This is a genomic window from Thioalkalivibrio halophilus (genome assembly GCF_001995255.1).
In the GTDB taxonomy this organism is placed as follows: domain Bacteria; phylum Pseudomonadota; class Gammaproteobacteria; order Ectothiorhodospirales; family Ectothiorhodospiraceae; genus Thioalkalivibrio; species Thioalkalivibrio halophilus.
The window spans coordinates 1-16,476 of record NZ_MUZR01000068.1; the positions used below are offsets into that span (position 1 = coordinate 1).

12 protein-coding genes and 1 pseudogene are annotated in these 16,476 nt (G+C 67.9%); 7 read left to right on the plus strand and 6 right to left on the minus strand.

Annotated features, from left to right (window positions below; translation table 11 throughout):
* Nucleotides 1–201 precede the first annotated feature (201 nt).
* A complete protein-coding gene (locus tag B1A74_RS13210) occupies nucleotides 202–735 on the plus strand; it encodes a macro domain-containing protein (RefSeq protein ID WP_077244908.1) in 534 nt (177 codons plus the stop codon).
* Here the strand turns inward: B1A74_RS13210 and B1A74_RS13215 are convergent.
* The 3 genes from B1A74_RS13215 to B1A74_RS13225 are packed head-to-tail and all read right to left on the minus strand — an operon-like array spanning nucleotide 725 to nucleotide 5,654.
* On the minus strand, nucleotides 725–3,808 hold the full coding sequence (locus tag B1A74_RS13215; RefSeq protein ID WP_077244898.1) for an efflux RND transporter permease subunit: 3,084 nt from the start codon (nucleotides 3,806–3,808) through the stop codon (nucleotides 725–727). The two genes, B1A74_RS13210 and B1A74_RS13215, sit on opposite strands and share 11 nt — an antisense overlap.
* Before the next feature lie 14 nt (nucleotides 3,809–3,822).
* A complete protein-coding gene (locus tag B1A74_RS13220) occupies nucleotides 3,823–4,935 on the minus strand; it encodes an efflux RND transporter periplasmic adaptor subunit (protein WP_077244899.1) in 1,113 nt (370 codons plus the stop codon).
* Nucleotides 4,932–5,654 (minus strand): TetR/AcrR family transcriptional regulator, encoded by a 723-nt coding sequence (locus B1A74_RS13225; protein WP_018947895.1) that lies wholly within the window; start codon nucleotides 5,652–5,654, stop codon nucleotides 4,932–4,934. Before B1A74_RS13225 ends, B1A74_RS13220 begins: the two co-directional genes overlap by 4 nt.
* A 180-nt stretch (nucleotides 5,655–5,834) precedes the next feature.
* Here B1A74_RS13225 and B1A74_RS13230 point away from each other — a divergent pair, with 180 nt between their 5' ends.
* The 4 genes from B1A74_RS13230 to katG all read left to right on the plus strand — a co-directional run bounded on the left by B1A74_RS13230 (nucleotide 5,835) and on the right by katG (nucleotide 10,931).
* Complete coding sequence (locus B1A74_RS13230) at nucleotides 5,835–6,704, plus strand: hypothetical protein (RefSeq protein WP_018947894.1); 870 nt, start codon at nucleotides 5,835–5,837, stop codon at nucleotides 6,702–6,704.
* Between the two features lie 48 nt (nucleotides 6,705–6,752).
* Complete coding sequence (locus tag B1A74_RS13235) at nucleotides 6,753–7,643, plus strand: hypothetical protein (protein WP_244263472.1); 891 nt, start codon at nucleotides 6,753–6,755, stop codon at nucleotides 7,641–7,643.
* Between the two features lie 58 nt (nucleotides 7,644–7,701).
* Entirely contained in the window at nucleotides 7,702–8,544 is an 843-nt protein-coding gene (locus B1A74_RS13240; protein ID WP_077244900.1) for a PH domain-containing protein, read from the plus strand.
* A 161-nt stretch (nucleotides 8,545–8,705) separates the two neighbouring features.
* Nucleotides 8,706–10,931 (plus strand): catalase/peroxidase HPI, encoded by a 2,226-nt coding sequence (katG, locus tag B1A74_RS13245; protein WP_077244901.1) that lies wholly within the window; start codon nucleotides 8,706–8,708, stop codon nucleotides 10,929–10,931.
* A 103-nt stretch (nucleotides 10,932–11,034) separates the two neighbouring features.
* Here katG and B1A74_RS13250 read toward each other — a convergent pair whose 3' ends face one another.
* Nucleotides 11,035–11,598 (minus strand): hypothetical protein, encoded by a 564-nt coding sequence (locus tag B1A74_RS13250; RefSeq protein ID WP_099050002.1) that lies wholly within the window; start codon nucleotides 11,596–11,598, stop codon nucleotides 11,035–11,037.
* Between the two features lie 113 nt (nucleotides 11,599–11,711).
* On the opposite strand from B1A74_RS13250, the gene B1A74_RS13255 reads away from it, so the two are divergent.
* Nucleotides 11,712–12,383: a hypothetical protein gene (locus B1A74_RS13255; protein WP_024329828.1), complete on the plus strand. Its 672-nt coding sequence runs from the start codon at nucleotides 11,712–11,714 to the stop codon at nucleotides 12,381–12,383.
* Between the two features lie 21 nt (nucleotides 12,384–12,404).
* Here the strand turns inward: B1A74_RS13255 and B1A74_RS13260 are convergent, their stop codons facing one another.
* On the minus strand, nucleotides 12,405–13,343 hold the full coding sequence (locus tag B1A74_RS13260; RefSeq protein WP_077244902.1) for a pentapeptide repeat-containing protein: 939 nt from the start codon (nucleotides 13,341–13,343) through the stop codon (nucleotides 12,405–12,407).
* Between the two features lie 62 nt (nucleotides 13,344–13,405).
* The gene (locus B1A74_RS13265; RefSeq protein WP_077244903.1) at nucleotides 13,406–16,153 is read right to left on the minus strand and encodes a response regulator; all 2,748 of its coding nucleotides are present in this window, start codon (nucleotides 16,151–16,153) and stop codon (nucleotides 13,406–13,408) included.
* 194 nt (nucleotides 16,154–16,347) lie between these two features.
* Here B1A74_RS13265 and B1A74_RS14605 point away from each other — a divergent pair.
* Nucleotides 16,348–16,473: pseudogene (locus B1A74_RS14605) on the plus strand (ESPR-type extended signal peptide-containing protein); the annotation flags it as partial.
* Nucleotides 16,474–16,476: the final 3 nt, after the last annotated feature.

A 16,476-nucleotide genomic window follows, 5' to 3' on the forward strand; every position in this document is an offset into this window, starting at 1 on the left:
AAATCACTTGACCACCACAAACCTTGCCCCCGGTGGGAGGCCGGCCCTCCGGCCGATTGTGCGCTCGGGGAATCTCCTGCGCCGGATCGGCCAGAGGCTGGCCTCCTACGGGGGCGAGGTCGGGGAGGGCGGCGTGTACGGCGCCGGTTGGCTGGCCTATGCTTGAGACGGAAATGATCAGGGAAAGACGGGGGAAGAATGATGCAGGTTGTGGTTCGGGGAGTGAGGATCGAGTGCGTGACCGGCAACATCGTCGAGCAGCACGACATGGACGCCATCGTCAACGCGGCCAATGCCTGGCTGCGCCCGGGCGGGGGCGTGGCCGGGGCCATCCACCATGCGGCGGGGCCGGAGCTGGAACGTGAGTGCGAGCCGCTGGCGCCGATCGAGCCGGGACAGGCGGTCATAACGGATGGGCACCGGCTGCTGAACCGTTACGTGATCCATTGCCTCGGTCCGGTGTACGGGCGTGACGAACCGGCCAGTCGCCTGCTGGCCTCGTGCTATCGCGAGGCCCTGGCGCGCGCCGAGGAGGCGGGGATCTTCAGCATCGCGTTCCCGGCGCTGTCCACCGGGGCGTTTGGTTACCCCGTCGAGGACGCGGCGCGTGTCGCTCTGGAGACGGTAGTGCACCGGACCCCGCATCTGGAGTCGGTGCGCTACATCCGCTTCGTGCTGAGCAAGGACGAGGACCGCGACATCCACGCACGCATCCTCAAGGAACTTACCGGGTAGCGGCGAGGCTGTCGGCGTAGTGGTCGCGGGCGACGTAGGTGTAGATCGCCGGGACCACGAACAGGGTGAACAGCGTGCCGATGGCCATGCCGGCGGCGATGACCAGCCCCATGGCGAAGCGCGAGCCGGCGCCGGCGCCGGTGGACATCAGCAGCGGCACCATGGCCACCACGGTGGCGGTGGTGGTCATCAGGATCGGCCGCAGGCGCAGGCTGGCGGCCTCCTCGATCGCGTCGCGCAGCGGGTGCCCCTGGCGCTGCAGCTGGTTGGCGAACTCCACGATCAGGATGCCGTGCTTGGCGATCAGGCCGATCAGCGTCAGCAGCCCGACCTGGGTGTAGATGTTCAGCGAGGTCACGCCCAGGCTGATGAAGATCAGCGCGCCGGCGATGGACATTGGCACCGTGGTGAGGATGATCAGCGGGTCGCGGAACGATTCGAACTGCGCGGCCAGCACCAGGAAGATCACGAGCAGGGCGAAGAAGAACGTCACCACCAGGTCGCCGCCCTCGGCCTTCAGCTGGCGGGATTCACCCGCATAGTCCACGTTCACGTCCGGCGGCAGCACCTCGGCGGCGATCTCGTCGATCAGCTCCAGCGCCTCGCCCAGGGTCACGCCCGGGGCCGGCACGCCCTGCAGGGTCACGGCGTTGAGCTGCTGGAAGCGGTTCAGCTGGCGCGGGGTGACGCTCTCCTCGAGGGTCACGATGCTGGACAGCGGCACCGGCGTGCCGTCGGCGGTGCGGGTGAACAGCTCCTCCAGCTGCTCCGGGGTCAGGCGGTCGGAGCGCTGCACCTGGGGGATCACCCGGTAGCTGCGGTTCTCCATCGCGAAGCGCCCGGTGTAGCCTCCGGAGAGGAACGTGGCGAGGTCGGCGTTCAGCGTGGTCATGTCGATGCCGAGCTGGGCCGCGCGCTCGCGGTCGATCTTCAGGTCCACCCGCGGTTTGTCGAAGTCGAGGTCGGTATCCAGGAAGATGAAGCGCCCGGTCGCCATCGCGAGCTCGGTGATCTCGTCACTGAAGGTCTCGAGTTCCTCGAACGAGGCCGTGGAGTTGAACACCACGCTGACCGGCGCACCGTCGCCCGGGGTCGGCAGCTGCGGTGGCTGGACCGCGAACACCTCCAGCCCCGGGATGCGGTCCAGCGCCGGTTGCAGGTCTTCTTCCAGGATCGTGTCGGTATCCCGCTCGCGTTCCTCCCATGGGCTCATGACGAAGCCGCCCAGCGCCTGGTTGGTCGCGCCGGCCATGCCCGGGCCGCCGCCGAAGCCGTTGACGATGAAGATGTTGTCCATCTCCGGGATTTCGTCGAACAGGCGGTCGGTCAGCGCCGTGTTGCGCTCCAGGTAGTCGATGCCCATGTGCGGGTCGCCCTCCATGATGGAGAAGGCGAAGCCCTGATCCTCGGGCGGTTCCAGTTCCGACTGCGAGGTGACGAACAGGAAATAGCACGAGACCAGCACGATGGCGCCGAACACCGCGATGGTGAACCGGTCGCTGAGGGCCCCGTGCAGACGCCGCCGGTAGCGCCGGCGCAGGCCGTCGAAGCGGTCATCCAGCCAGGTCTCGATGCGTCCGCGCCGCTGGCCGTCGCCGTGGCGCAGGATCTTCGAACACATCATCGGCGAGAGGGTGATGGCGACGATGCCCGAGATCACCACGGTGGCCGCCAGGGTGAAGGCGAACTCGATGAACAGCGTGCCGGTCAGCCCGCCGATGAAGCCCAGCGGCAGGAACACCGCGACCAGCGTGGTGGACATGGCCACGATCGGCCAGGCCAGCTCGCGCGCACCCTGCAGCGCGGCCTCCATGCGCGACATCCCCTCCTCGATATGCCGCGAGATGTTCTCCAGCATGATGATCGCGTCGTCCACCACGATGCCGATCGCCAGGACCATCGCCAGTAGCGTCAGGAGGTTGAGCGAGAAGCCCATCAGCAGCATCAGCATGAAGGTGCCGACCAGCGACAGTGGCACCGCCACCGCGGGGATGATCACGCTGCGCAGCGAGCCCAGGAACAGGTAGATCACCACCAGCACGATCAGCAGCGCGAGGGCGATGGTGATCAGCACCTCGTTGATCGCGCTCTCGATGTAGTCGGTGGAGTCGTAGACGATCTCGCCGTTCAGCCCCGACGGCAGCCGTGGTTCCACGCGCTCGCCGAAGACCTCGCGCACCTCGGCGATCACGTCCAGGGCGTTGGCGTCCGGCGCCAGCTCGATCCCCATGAACGTGGCCGCCTGACCGTTGAAGCGCACCGAGGAGTCGTAGGTCTCCGAGCCGAGTTCTACCTCGGCCACGTCGGCCAGGCGCACCAGGTCGCCGTCGGCCTCGAACAGTACCAGCTGCTCGAATTCCTCGACGCTCTGCAGGTCGGTGTCGGCGGTGAGGTCGAGGCTGACCATCGAACCCCGGGTCTGGCCGACCGCGGAGAGCACGTTGTTGCCCTCCAGTGCCTGGCGCACGTCGCGCCCGCTGACCCCGTACGCGGCCATGCGGTCGGCGTCCAGCCAGGCCCGCATCGCAAACGCTTCGCCGCCGAGGATCTCGGCGCGCTGCACGCCGTTGACGGTGGACAGCTCCGGCTGGACTTCGCGCACGAGGTAGTCGGTGATCTGGTTGTTGTCGAGCTGTTCGGAATAGAACGACAGGTACATCGCCGCGACGTCGTCGCCCACCGACAGGTCCACCACGGGGTCCTCGGCCTCGGCCGGGAGCTCGGAGCGGATCTTGTCGACCTGCGCGGAGATCTGGGTCAGCGCTTCGTTGGGGGCGTAGTCCAGCTCCAGGTGCGCCTGCACCATGCTGGTGCCCGCCATGCTGGAGGAGACGATGTAGTCGATGCCCTCGGCCTCGGCGACCTCGCGCTCCATCGGGGTGGTGATGAAGCCCTCGACCAGATCGGCTTCCGCGCCGATATACGAGGTGCTGACGGTCACCACCGCGTTCTGCACCTCGGGGAACTGGCGGACGTTCAGGTCCACCACCGCGCGGATGCCGAACAGCAGGATGAACAGGCTGACCACCGTGGCCAGAACCGGCTTCTGGATGAAGACGTCGGTGAAACGCATGATCGCGGTCCGGCTCAGCGAGTGTCCGGGCGCGGGTCGCGCTCGGCATCCGGCTGGGCGTCTTCGGTGATGTTCACCGGGGTGTCGTTCTGCAGCTTGAGCAGGCCGCTGGCCGCCACGGTGTCACCTTCCTCCAGCCCGTCGCGGATGCGGATCAGGTCGCCGCGCCGTTCGCCGGTCTCGACCAGGCGCTGTTCCACCCGCTTCTGCCCGTCATCGTCCTCGAACACCACGAACGCCGACTGGCCCCACGGGGCATGGCGGATGGCGGTCTGCGGCACCACCAGGCCTTCCTCGGCCTCGCCGCGTTCCAGCGTCACGCGGGCGAACTGGCCCGGGCGCAGGCGGTGGTCCTCGTTGTCGAGGGTGGCCTGCACGCGGAACATGCGCGACGCGGGACGCACCCGCGGCTCGATGGCGGTGATGACGCCGGTGAAAACGGCGTCGTGCGCATCGGTCCGGATACGCACTTCCTGGCCCGGTTCGACTTCGCTCAGGCGTCGCTCGGGCAGGGTGAAGTTGAGGTGGATCGGATCCAGGGTCTGCAGTTCGACCACGGGGTCGCCGGGGCCGACGAACTGGCCCTCGTCGATCTGGCGGATGCCCAGCTGGCCGTCGAACGGGGCGCGCAGGCTCTTCTGTCGGATGCGTTCTTCCTGCGAGCGCACGGCGGCGCGGGCCTGTTCCGCCTCGGTCTGCCGGCGCTGCAGTTCGGAGTCGGAGATGCTGTCGCGCGTGGCCAGCCCGCGGGCGCGCTGCAGCTCGCTTTCGGCCAGCATGGCCGCGGCCTGCAGGCTCTCCAGCTCGGCGCGGTCGAGGGCGGTGTCCAGTTCCACCAGGGTCTCGCCTTCGGCGACCTCGGTGCCGCTGGAGAACCGGATGCGATCCACCAGTCCCTGGCTCTGGAAGCTCAGGGTCGCGCCGCGCACTGCCTCCAGGCTGCCGATGGCGCGGGTCTCGGGCGTCCACGCGTCGGTCTCGACGGTGGCCGCGTTGATGGTCGCCTCGGGTTCGGGCATGTCCTCGAAATACTCGGCGATCTGCTGGTCCATGAAGGCCTTGAACCCGAAGATCCCGCCCAGCACCACGGCCACGCCGAACAGCATGTAGAAGAAACGGCGACTCACTGGAAGGTCTCCTGCAGCACGGCGCGTACGCGCTCGGTCTCCGCGCGCACCACCGAGGGTTCGTCGGGGTCCACGCGCGGCTCCCAGCGCCAGCCGGTCATCAGGGCGTGGAAGTGCCGGATCAGGTGATCCAGCGGCTGGCCGATGTCATAGGCCTCCAGCAGGCCGCGGGCATTCGCGAGGCTCTGCATGCCCTGGTTCAGGGCCCAGGGGCCGAGCCCCATCTCTTCGGCGGAGATCTCCCGTGCCGCGGGAAGGTCCCCCTTTTCCCGGGCCCTTTCCACCACGCCACTCACGGCATCGCTGATGGGCTGGGCGGCGGTGAGCAGGGCCTCCCGGCGTTCCTGCGAGATCTGCGCCCAGACCGCTTCGGTGAGCAGGTACTGCATCAGGCGGTAGTGGTCCGGGTTGGCGGTGGCGAAATCGAGGTCGGTCAGTACGATCGCCAGCATCTGCGAGCGCGTGCCCAGCGGCAGCTCCGGCAGCCGGCGGAAGCGTTCGGCGTGCTGGATGGTGGTGCGCGTCGCCACCGCGGCCAGCAGGTCCTCCTTGGAGGCGAAGTGCTGGTACAGCGTGCCCGTGGCGTATTCGCAGGCGGCGGCCAGCTTCGACATCTGCAGGGCCAGCAGGCCGTCCGTGCGGATCAGCTCGTGGGCCTTGTCGATGAACAGCTGTTCGCGTGCCTGGCGCTCGCGTTGCTTGCGGTCTTCGGTTCCCATGACGCTGCAGGCTAGCGAACCCGGAACGATTTGTGAACCGAGTTCATGGATTGTTTCGGGTTCGTTCCATCGACTGGAACACGCTGCGGCCGATCGGCGTCTGTTGGAGGGTCGGCCCCATACCCCTGCCGGCCGTCGGGAAAGTATCCTTGAGGGGAAGGCAGGCCACGAGGAAGGCCCATGAAGACACTGCGCGAACGGATGGCCGACAACGGGTTCGAGTCGAACATCGACTACGCCCATCATGTGGACTGCGTGCTGGCCCAGGCGGGCGGCGTGATCCCCACGCTGAACGTCGAGGGAGATTCGGGCCGGCGCAAGACGGCTTTTGCCAACGCGCTGGCCGCGGCACTGGAAGTCCCGCACGTGCTCTATCACGACTTCACCCAGGCGCAGGATCCGGTGCCGACCGCACAGCCGGCATCCAACCCGGAGGAGGGCGGGCGCGAGGAACCGCCGATCCCGGCGTTCGACCGCGAGGTCTCCAGTGCCTGTGCGTATTCCGAGGGCGAGCGCACCATCCTGATCCTGGATCAGCTGCAGGCGGCGGATTTCCGCGAGCACCTGCGGCTGTACCGCTTCGTGGTCGATCGCGAGTGGTCGATGGGCGGGTCGTCGTTCGTGGCCAGTCCGGAGCGGCTGATGCTGGTCCTGATCTCGGAAGAACCGGTCTATCATTCATTGAAGAAGGTCGGTTTCAGCGTGTGGGTTCCGCGCGCCTCGGTGGGCGAGGCGGATTACCGCCCGGAGGACTTCGGCCTGGGGCCGGAGGCGGAGGGCCTGATGTGCGGCCTCGGGGAGCTGTTCCGGGCGCTGGGTGTGCAGCCTACGCCGTCGGAGTTCCAGCGGCTGCTGGACGACATCCGCAACCGCGTGCGTACCCGCGAGGAGCTGACCCATTCGATCTTCGGCCGGACCGAGGGCATCGACCACACGCTGCTGGTCTCCGATGCGATCCAGCAACGCATGGAACGGCTGATGCCGGAGCTGTGGGAGTTTGTGGGGTCGGAGCACGTGGAACTTTCCGGCGTGCCCCCGGATCCCGAGTAGACGGATACCGGGCCGCAGGGCCCGGGTCGCACGCAGGGGAGGATGGCCATGGTACGGACGGGACGGACAGTGGCCGCGGGCTGGCGGCTTGCGGGTGTGGCGGGACTGATTCTGTTGCTGGCGGGCTGCGGGCGCGCCTTTCCGGAGCCCGCGCCGGAGCGCGAGTTCGCCGACGGGCTGTCGGCCGAGACCCTGTTCGAGCGCACGCTGGAGGCCCACGGGGGTGATCTGCGCGAGGACCCGCGCGACTTCAACATGGCCACCGACGGCGAATGGGGACGCATGATACAGCGCGTGCAGCCGCTGGTGGCGGATACCGGTTTCCGCGGACGCTCGGAAGAACGCTATCGCCCGGCGGATTCGCTCTACGTGCGCGAGTACACCGGCCCCGAGGGGGTGAAGCACGTGTTTCGCCACGAGGGCACGATCAGCGTGTACTACAACGGGGAGTTCGAGACCGATCCGGACCGGGTCGCCGCCACCGCGATGACCATCGACGCCGGCGAGCTGTTCCATTTCGGCCCCAGTTTCGTGAAGCACCGCGCCACCGATCTGCAGCGCCTGCCGGACCGGCGCGAGGATGGCGTGGGCTACCATCGGGTGCTGGCGACCATCGAACCGGGCTTCGGCTTTGCCGAACGCGACGAGGTGGTGATGTGGATCCATCCGGAGACCGACCGGCTCTACCGCGTACACATCACGCTGGAGGGCTTCGAACGCACGCAGGGGGCGCACGTGGACACCACGTTCCTGGAGTACGAGGAAGTCGGGCCGTATGTCCTGCCGTCGCGCTTCGAGGAACGGGTGCGCGGGCCGCTGCGCCTGCACGTGCATGACTGGTGGGTGACCGGACGCGACATGGATCGTGGCTGGGAGATCGAGGACGTGCGCGGACCCGGGTTCTCGGGCGCGGCCGAGCCGCCGGCCGCCGAGGAATAAGCCGTTCGCTGATAGACTGGCGTCCTTTTTCGGGAACGGATAATCGCGAGAGGGCTTGATGGCGCAGGGTTTCTGGGCACGACTGGGGCGGCAGATGCCGCTGATCCTGGCGGTGGCAACGGTGATCTCGCTGCTGGGGGCCATGCTGGTTCGAGGTGGCAGTTCCCTCGGGTTCGTGGCGGCGTTCGTGGTGCTGCTGCCGCTGACACTGGCAGCGGCGCTGATCCGCTGGTGGCCGGGCGGGCGCACGGCGCGCGAGGTCTGCCGTGGCGAGCGCGTGCGCCGGGCGCTGTGGATGCTGGCGGCCGCGCTGATGATCTCGGCGGTCATCACCCTGGTGGCCGGGGTCGCGTGGTCCGGGGCGCGCGTCGGCAACATGCTGCTGGTGGCGGGCATCCTGCTGCTGCCGCCGGCAGTGCTGATCAGCCTGCTGGTGATCCTGGGGCGGCGTTCCATCGAACTGCGCGAAGAGCTGGAGCCCGGGTCGCATGTGGAGCTGGAGACCAACGCCCACTGGGCGGTGTTTCTGCCGGCGCTGGGGGTGCTGGGGATCACGGCGCTGCTGGCTATCGGCCCGCTCGGGGTGTGGGGCCTGGGCGCGGCCGCAGTGCTCTACCTGGTGGTCCTGCCGGGGCTGGCGATTCGGGGGCTGGCCAGTTTCGTGAACTCCGAGGCGGTGCTGACCGATCGTTACCTCCACGTGGCCAGCGGGCTGTTGTGGCAGCGCGCGGTGCGCTTCGATCTCAAGCGAGTCGGCGACATCGGGGTGAAACAGCACTGGCTGGGACGGCGCCTGGGCTTCGGCAAGGTCACGGTGGTCGATGCCGACGGGCACGCGAAGGTCGTGCCCGGCCTGCGCGATCCGGCCGGCCTGGTGCAGCGCGTCCGGGCCCGGTTGTGAAGCAAAGCGGCGAAATAGTTGATGCCTAATACAACAATGTGCAAACGATAATGGCATCTATTCTCAATCCTGCTATACCTCATGACAGAGGAAGGCGATGCCGTGACCCGGAGTCCGGTTTGCGCCCTCCCTGCTGAATGCAACCGAACGAGGAGAGAGAGATGGCAGGAGACAAAGCGAACGCCGAAGGCAAGTGCCCGGTGATGCACGGAAGCCGTACCCGCAACGATGCCGGCGGCGGTGGTCCGCGTGACTGGTGGCCCAACCAGCTGAATCTGGGCATCCTGCACCAGCACGGGATCGAGTCCGATCCGCTGGGGCCGGAGTTCGATTATGCCGGGGCCTTCAGCCAGCTGGATCTGAAGGCGGTCAAGCAGGACCTGGCCGATCTGATGACCGACTCCCAGGACTGGTGGCCGGCCGACTACGGCCATTACGGCCCGTTGCTGATCCGCATGGCCTGGCACGCCGCCGGGACCTATCGCACCGCCGACGGCCGGGGCGGGGCCTCCACCGGCAACCAGCGGTTCGCCCCCATCAACAGCTGGCCGGACAACGCCAACCTCGACAAGGCGCGGCGTCTGCTGTGGCCGATCAAGCAGAAATACGGCAACAAGATCTCCTGGGCCGACCTGTACATCCTGGCCGGCAACGTGGCGCTGGAATCCATGGGCTTCGAGACCTTCGGCTTCGGTGGTGGTCGCGAGGACATCTGGGCCCCGGAAGAGGACATCTACTGGGGTGCCGAGGACGAGTGGCTGGCGACCAGCGATCACGCGAAGAGCCGCTACTCCGGCGAGCGGGAACTCGAGAATCCGCTGGCCGCGGTACAGATGGGCCTGATCTACGTGAACCCCGAGGGTCCGGACGGCAACCCCGATCCGCTCAAGTCGGCGCACGACATCCGCGAGACCTTCGAGCGCATGGCGATGAACGACTACGAGACGGTGGCCCTGACCGCCGGCGGGCACACCTTCGGCAAGGTGCATGGCGCGGGGGATGCCGCCCACGTGGGACCGGAGCCGGAGGCCGCGCCGCTGGAGGAGATGGGTCTGGGCTGGAAGAGCAGCTATGGTTCCGGCAAGGGCCGCGACACCATCACCAGCGGGCTGGAGGGATCCTGGACCCCGACCCCGCGGCAGTGGGACATGAGCTACCTGGAGGTGCTGTTCAAGTACGACTGGGAGCTGAGCAAGAGCCCGGCCGGCGCCTCGCAGTGGGTGCCGAAGAACCTCGCCGACGAGGACCGCGCGCCGGATGCCGAGGACCCGTCGCAGAAGGTGGGCATCATGATGACCACCGCCGACATGGCGATGCGCGAGGACCCCGAGTACCGCAGGATCGCCCTGCACTTCAAGGAGAACCCGGAGGAGTTCGCCGACGCCTTCGCGCGCGCCTGGTTCAAGCTGACGCACCGTGACATGGGGCCGAAGGATCGTTACCTCGGACCGGAAGTCCCCGCCGAGGATCTGATCTGGCAGGACCCGGTGCCGCCGGTGGATCACGTGCTGATCGACGAGCAGGACGCCGAACGGCTGAAGGCCGGGATCCTCGCGACCGGTCTGTCGGTGCAGGAGCTGGTGGCCACGGCGTGGTGCTCGGCCTGCACCTTCCGTCAGTCGGACAAGCGTGGCGGGGCCAACGGGGCCCGCATCCGTCTGGCGCCGCAGAAGGACTGGGAGGCGTTCGAACCGCAGCAGCTGGCGAAGGTGCTGGACCGGCTGGAGGGCGTGCGCAAGTCCTTCAATGACGAGCAGTACGGGGACAAGCGCATCTCCCTGGCCGACATGATCGTGCTGGGCGGAGCGGCCGCGATCGAGAAGGCCGCGGCGGATGCCGGGCACCCGGTGTACGTGCCGTTCGTCCCCGGACGCACGGATGCGACCGAGGAGCAGACCGACGCCGAGTCCTTCGAGCCGATGAAGCCCGAAGCCGACGGTTTCCGCAACTACCGCCGGGCGCGCTTCACCGTGGCCGAAGAGGAGATGCTGCTGGACCGCGCCCAGCTGCTGGGCCTGACGGCCCCCGAGATGACGGTGCTGGTAGGCGGCATGCGGGCACTGGGTGCCAACCACGGCGGTTCGAAGGACGGCGTGCTGACCGAGCGTCCCGGGCAGCTGACCAACGACTTCTTCGTGAACCTGGTCGACATGGGCATCGAATGGCAGCCGGTGGACGAGCATGGCGAGCTGTTCGAGGGGAGTGATCGCCACACCGGCGAGAAGAAGTGGACCGGGACCCGCGTGGACCTGGTGTTCGGCTCCAACTCGCAGCTGCGGGCCCTGGCCGAGGCCTATGCCCAGGACGACGCGGCGGAGAAGTTCGTCTGGGACTTCGTCGATGCCTGGAACAAGGTGATGAACGCCGATCGCTTCGATCTGATGTAAGTCGATTGCCGTAAAACCGGAGCCCGCCCCGCTTTGTTCGCCTGTGGGAACCTGCTTGCAGGCGAACAGAGGGCGGGCGCCCGGTCCTTTTCGGGCCCCGACCTTACTTCTGTTCGGGCAGGGTGGTGTCGAACTCCACCTCCACCGAGCGCGTGCGCGACGGATCCGTCTCCTCGCTCAGCGGATTCTCCCGGTGGTGCAGCTCGCCCGAAACCCGGCCGCTGATGCGGGCGGTATCCCCGTCGACCTCCAGCCGGTCGAACTCGTACTCCACATTCTCGAGCTGGTCGTTCCCCACAAAATCGGGGCCGCCGGCCTGTTCGTGGTAATAGCTGACCTCCACCCTGCCCACGTTGTCGTTGAAGGTCGTCACGCTGACGATCAGCGAGCCCAGGGGGTTGGGCGTGCTGCCGTCGCGCAGCCCGTGCAGGTTGAACAGGCGGGCCCCGGCTGGCAGGTCGGTGAAGAAGGCCGGCCCCCCGTCATCCGTGTCGAAACGTTCCCAGGTCCGTTCCTCGCCATCCACCGTGCCGCGGATGATCTCTTCGCCGGCATGGGCCGTTCCGCTGAGAATCAGCGCCGTGGCACCCAGGATCGCACCGGCACCCCCCAGCAGACCGAGTGCGAGGGCGGCACGGGGCAGACGGGTTTCATCCAGTTGCTGCATGGGGACTCCAGTAGAAGGGATTGCACCAAAAGCCTAAACTTCCGTCCTTCGTACGGCACTCCCCAAACGAAGGGGAACGTCGCGGTCAACGCAAACAAGGACGGTAATCCGCCATGGAGACCTTTTACACCAGGCTGTCAGAAAAGATCAGTGATCTCATCCTGGCCGTGATCGCGCTGGGACTGTTGGTGGTCTCGGTGGAATACGTGCAGTTCCTGACCGATCACCCGTCCACCATCCGGGACCCGGAGTTCTGGAAGCGCATCGCGCTGACGGCACTGGTTACGGTCTTCACCGCCTACAAGTTCGTCGCCTACTCGGCCTATTTCTGCAATCCCGACAACGGCGCCCGCCTGGCCGGGCTCAGCCCGCGCCGCATCGTGGTCCTGTTCCTGCTGGATCTGGTCGAGGTCACGCTGGTGGCCTGGCTGTATGCCATCCTGCTGATCGGTCACCTGACTTCGCTGGGCGGGCGCGAGGCCACCATCAGCGTGGAGCTGGGCGCCACCATGCTGCCCTTCCTGTTCCTGTTCCTGGCGCTGTGGCATCTGACCGTACTGGTCTGGTACCGGGTGGCCCGCGGTGGTTACCGCGACATGCTGATCCACCTGGCCTTCGCGCTGGCCTACCTGGCCATGATGACCCTGCTGCTGGCGGCCGACACCGTGCGTTACAAGGAGCTGTTCGACTGGGGCGCGATCGCCTTCTTCGCCGGCTGCGTGGCGCTGCTCTACTGGGTCAAGGGCATCCCCGACATCCGCAACGCCCTCGAAAAACCTGCCTGACACGGGGCTGCCCGGCGCGCATCACTCGCAGGTTCCGACGGCCTCGGGCGGGCAGCGCGAGCCGTCGGGCCACAGCGCACGGCCCAGGCGGGCGCCGCTCAGGTCGGCGTCCTGCGGGTTGGCTTCGCGCAGGTCCGCGTGGCGCAGGTCGGCGCCGGAGAAGTCCGTACCGGTCAGGTCCGTGCCGCGCAGAGTGGCCCCCCGCAGCCGGGCGTCCGTCAGGTGTGCGTCGGCGAGGCTTGCGTGGGTCAGGTCGGCGAATTCCAGCAGGGCCCCGTCCAGCCGGGCCCCCTGCAGGCGGGCGCCGGGCAGCCGGGCCTCGCGCAGGCTGGCGCGCGTCAGGTCCGCCTCGCGCAGGTCGGCCACCGGCATCTCGCAGCGGTTCCAGTTGACTTCCGGGGCCGGCGGGGACGAGCAGTCGCGGGCGGGGGTCTCCGGTGGCGGCTCGCGCAGCAGCCACAGCAGCAGGATCGCCACGACCAGCGTCACCCCCAGCGTGATCCAGCGGCGAGGCCCGCGGAGGATCGCGGGCACGTGCCGTGCCGGGAGGGTCAGCAGTTCCGCCCACTGCTGACGATGGGTCACGGTCTCGGGCGATTCGGGCCGGCGCCGCTCGCCCTCGCGGCGTTCGAGGAGTTCCGGCGGGGTGTCCTCGTCCGGGGCGCGGCGTTCGCGCAGGCGCTCGTCCTCGCGCAGTCGGGCCTGCTGCAGGCGTTCCAGCCCCTCCGGGGTGTCGGCATGCAGCAGTTCCTCCGGGATCAGCTCGGGTACCTCGCGCAGCGGGTACCACAGGTGCGGCGTCGGCCCGACTTCATCGTCCGGGGTCAGCCGCCCGAGGATCAGGTAGCGCCGGATCAGGTGGGCAGGAAACGGCCCGTGTACCTCGCCGTCGCGCCGGGTGTACCACAGCTCGTAGCCCTCGCTGTCCCGTTCCGGTGTCTCGCCCGGCTCATCGCTCATGGCTGTCCCCTTCCGCACCTGCGTGCAGTTTAGAAGAGTCTGCGGCTACGCGCGGGCCGGTTTCAGGCGAGCCGTCGCTCGATGCGTTGCGCGCGTTCCAGCAGGTCCCCCTTGCGTTCCGCGTCTTCGACGCGGGCGGCCACGAAACGCGCGGTCCGGATCACCAGGCCCCAGCGCGGGCGCCTCGGAAGCGTCTCCGGATTGCAGTAACGGTCCAGCGTGCGGGTCTTGCGCGTGGTGTCATCCAGGGTCACGGTCCACAGGCCGCTCTCTTCGGCCAGATCGGCTCGGGTCAGGCCGGTTTCCAGCTCCCAGTCGCGCAGGCTCCGGGTCAGCAGGGTCGCTAGCTGCGTGCGCAGGTCTTCTTCGTCACCGTCCGGCCGGTGTGCCTCCTTTTCTTCCAGGGCCCAGCGCATCTGTTCGTTCTCGTGGACCTGCAACTGGGACTGCACCCGGGCCAGCAGTTCCTGACGGTAGAACGGCTTGGGCAGGTAGTCGTTGGCTCCGGCCTGCAGCCCTTCGACGATGTCGTGTTCACGCGTTCGCGCGGTGACGAGGATGATCGGCAGCGAGGCCGGGTCGTGTTCCTCGCGCAGTCTGCGGCAGACGGTCAGGCCGCTCATGTCCGGCATCATTACGTCCAGCAGAACGAGCTGCGGGGCCTCGCGGGCGATGCATTCCAGTGCCTGTTCGCCGGAACTGGCCCGGCTCGTGCGGTAACCCTCCAGCCCCAGCTGGGTTTCGAGGACACGCGCGGCGCTGTCTTCGTCTTCCACGATCAGGATGTGCGCGCCTGGGCTTCCCTCGTGGGCGAATGTCGTGGGCTCGCCGGCCGGTTCCAGGCTGGCGGGAGGCGTCACGGAGGGCGACGTCGGGTCGGCAGAGGGGGCGGCCGCGCGATCGACGTCCAGGCAGAAACGGGCCCGGGTCCCGCCGTCCGCTCCGCCGGAGAGCTCCAGGCGGGCGCCGTGGCGCTCCAGGATCTGCCGGCTGATGGCCAGTCCGAGACCAACCCCGCCGCGTCCGGTATCGGTGGATTCGTGGCCCTGTTCGTAGGGTTCCTGGAGACGTTCGGGATCCAGTTCGGCGATCCCGCTTCCGGTGTCTTCGACTTCCACACAGACGGTTTCACCCTCGCGGCGCGCCCGCAGGACGATGCGGCCCGCATCGGTGTATTTCACCGCGTTGCCCAGCAGGTTGAACAGCACCTGATGCAGGCGGTCGGCGTCGGCCCGTACCGCCGGAAGATCCGCCTCGATCTCGGTTTCCAGTGCCACCGGCCGGTCACCGAGCAGGGGGCGCACGGATTCCGCGGCCGTGTGCAGAAGCGGGGCCGGCGCGATCGCCTCGGGCCGGATGTGCAGGTCACCGTGTTTCAGGCGCGTGAACGAGAGAATGTCGTCCACCAGCCGGGTCAGGCGATGACCGCTGGACTGGATCAGGTCGAGGGCCTGCGCCTGGCGCGGATCGTCGCGCGGGAGTGATTCGGCCATGCCGATCATGGCGTGGAGCGGGGTGCGCAGCTCGTGGGAGGTGCTGGCCAGGAAGTCATCCTTGAGGCGGTTCGCGCGGCGCAGCTCGGATTCCAGCTGCTGGCTGCGTTCGAAGGCCCGCGCGTAGCGGCGCGAGAGGGTGATGGCGTGCAGTGCCACCGCAGCCAGGACGCCGGTATTGGCGACCGCGTTGCGTACTCCCATCTCGTTGAACCACAGGATCTGCAGGATCGCACTGCCGGCAACGACTGCGGAGCCGAGCAGGATGGGACCCGCGTCCGGAACTCCCCGCCACCAGGCCCGTGCCACGAACGCCAGGGCCAGCGCCAGCATCCCGGTGAGGAAATAGAGAAGCCAGCCCACGGCTTCGCTGCGGGTCATTTCCGAGCCCAGGAGGGTGATGGCCAGATAGATGGCCAGCGGGGCCAGCACCCAGCGCGTGTAGCGCATGGGCAGTTCACGCGGGAACAGCGACGACAGGAACAGGAGATAGAAGGCCGCGGCCGTCAGGGCGGTGAGACCGTCCAGCGGACGCGCGATCTCGATCGGCAGGTGCCAGCCCGTATGCACCAGGAGTTGCCCTGTCAGCGCGGTCTGCATTCCCCAGGCGACGATCATGAAGCCGAAGAACAGGTACATGGTCTCGTTCTGGCGCAGACGGAACAGCACCAGCTGGGACAGCCCGAGGAGGACCAGACCGCCCGAGAGGGCGGCATTGCCGATCAGGTCACGCGCGACGTTGTGCTCCATCACTTCGGGCGTGGCCAGCTCGAGAGGGTGCGGGAAGCCTGCTGCACGCGAGGTGAAGTTGCTGACATGAAACAGCAGCTCCAGCTCCTCGCCGGGGTCGTCGATGACCACGCGTCGCTCGCCGTAGTCCGGGCGGCTCTCGCTGGCCGAGCTCCCGGGTTCGCCCACCTGCGCCACCCGTTCGCCATCCACATACAGGTGGTAGGCCGAATACACCATGGGCACGCGCAGCACCACTTGTGCGGGCGGGTCTTCCAGTGCCACGCGCAGACGAAAGCCGCCATGGCCGGCAGCGGGAAGGGCGGCTCCGTCGATGGTCAGCCCGGTCCAGCTCCCGGGCAGGTTCATGCGGGCGTCCGGTTCGTCCTCCGCGCCCGGTTCTGGAAACTTCTGCCAGAAGAACTCCCAGGGGCCGTCCAGGGAGTGTACGTCCTCCCCGAGGTCGAGGGGCGGGGTGCCGGCGTCCGCCGTCGGGGCCGATAGCCCGAACAGCAGGGCGAGCACCAGCGCGAAGATCACCGCCGGCGACGCTTCCGGCGGGCTGCGACGCGCGCGGGCCAGGTTCATGTCTGCGGGGTTTTGCGGGGTCCGGGCATCTCTGGATCCATCCAAAGTACTGTTTCAAAAGGATTATACATTCTGTTCCCGATTGTTCCTAGGCAGCATCCGGGGCCGTCGGCAGTTTGACGAGTTCATGAGAACGCCCGGGCTGCATGCGGGCAGCGGGCGAAAAAACGGAACTCCAACGGAGAACGGACACCATGAACCAGACCTTCCGCCTCGTCTTCAATCGCGCCCTTGGATCCTGGCAGGTCGCCGCCGAGATTGCCCGCGGCCGTCGCAAGGGGTGTGGTCGTCGAACCCGGTCCATGGGCGCTCCGGGTCGTTTT

Bases quoted from the DNA above. Each gene is read 5' to 3' on its own strand.
- B1A74_RS13260 (WP_077244902.1), bottom strand. From the start codon at position 13,343: ATGAGCGATGAGCCGGGCGAGACACCGGAACGGGACAGCGAGGGCTAC.
- B1A74_RS13235 (WP_244263472.1), top strand. From the start codon at position 6,753: ATGGTACGGACGGGACGGACAGTGGCCGCGGGCTGGCGGCTTGCGGGT.
- B1A74_RS13250 (WP_099050002.1), bottom strand. From the start codon at position 11,598: ATGCAGCAACTGGATGAAACCCGTCTGCCCCGTGCCGCCCTCGCACTC.
- B1A74_RS13215 (WP_077244898.1), bottom strand. From the start codon at position 3,808: ATGCGTTTCACCGACGTCTTCATCCAGAAGCCGGTTCTGGCCACGGTG.
- B1A74_RS13225 (WP_018947895.1), bottom strand. From the start codon at position 5,654: ATGGGAACCGAAGACCGCAAGCAACGCGAGCGCCAGGCACGCGAACAG.
- B1A74_RS13210 (WP_077244908.1), top strand. From the start codon at position 202: ATGCAGGTTGTGGTTCGGGGAGTGAGGATCGAGTGCGTGACCGGCAAC.
- B1A74_RS13255 (WP_024329828.1), top strand. From the start codon at position 11,712: ATGGAGACCTTTTACACCAGGCTGTCAGAAAAGATCAGTGATCTCATC.
- B1A74_RS13265 (WP_077244903.1), bottom strand. From the start codon at position 16,153: ATGAACCTGGCCCGCGCGCGTCGCAGCCCGCCGGAAGCGTCGCCGGCG.
- katG (WP_077244901.1), top strand. From the start codon at position 8,706: ATGGCAGGAGACAAAGCGAACGCCGAAGGCAAGTGCCCGGTGATGCAC.
- B1A74_RS13240 (WP_077244900.1), top strand. From the start codon at position 7,702: ATGGCGCAGGGTTTCTGGGCACGACTGGGGCGGCAGATGCCGCTGATC.
- B1A74_RS13230 (WP_018947894.1), top strand. From the start codon at position 5,835: ATGAAGACACTGCGCGAACGGATGGCCGACAACGGGTTCGAGTCGAAC.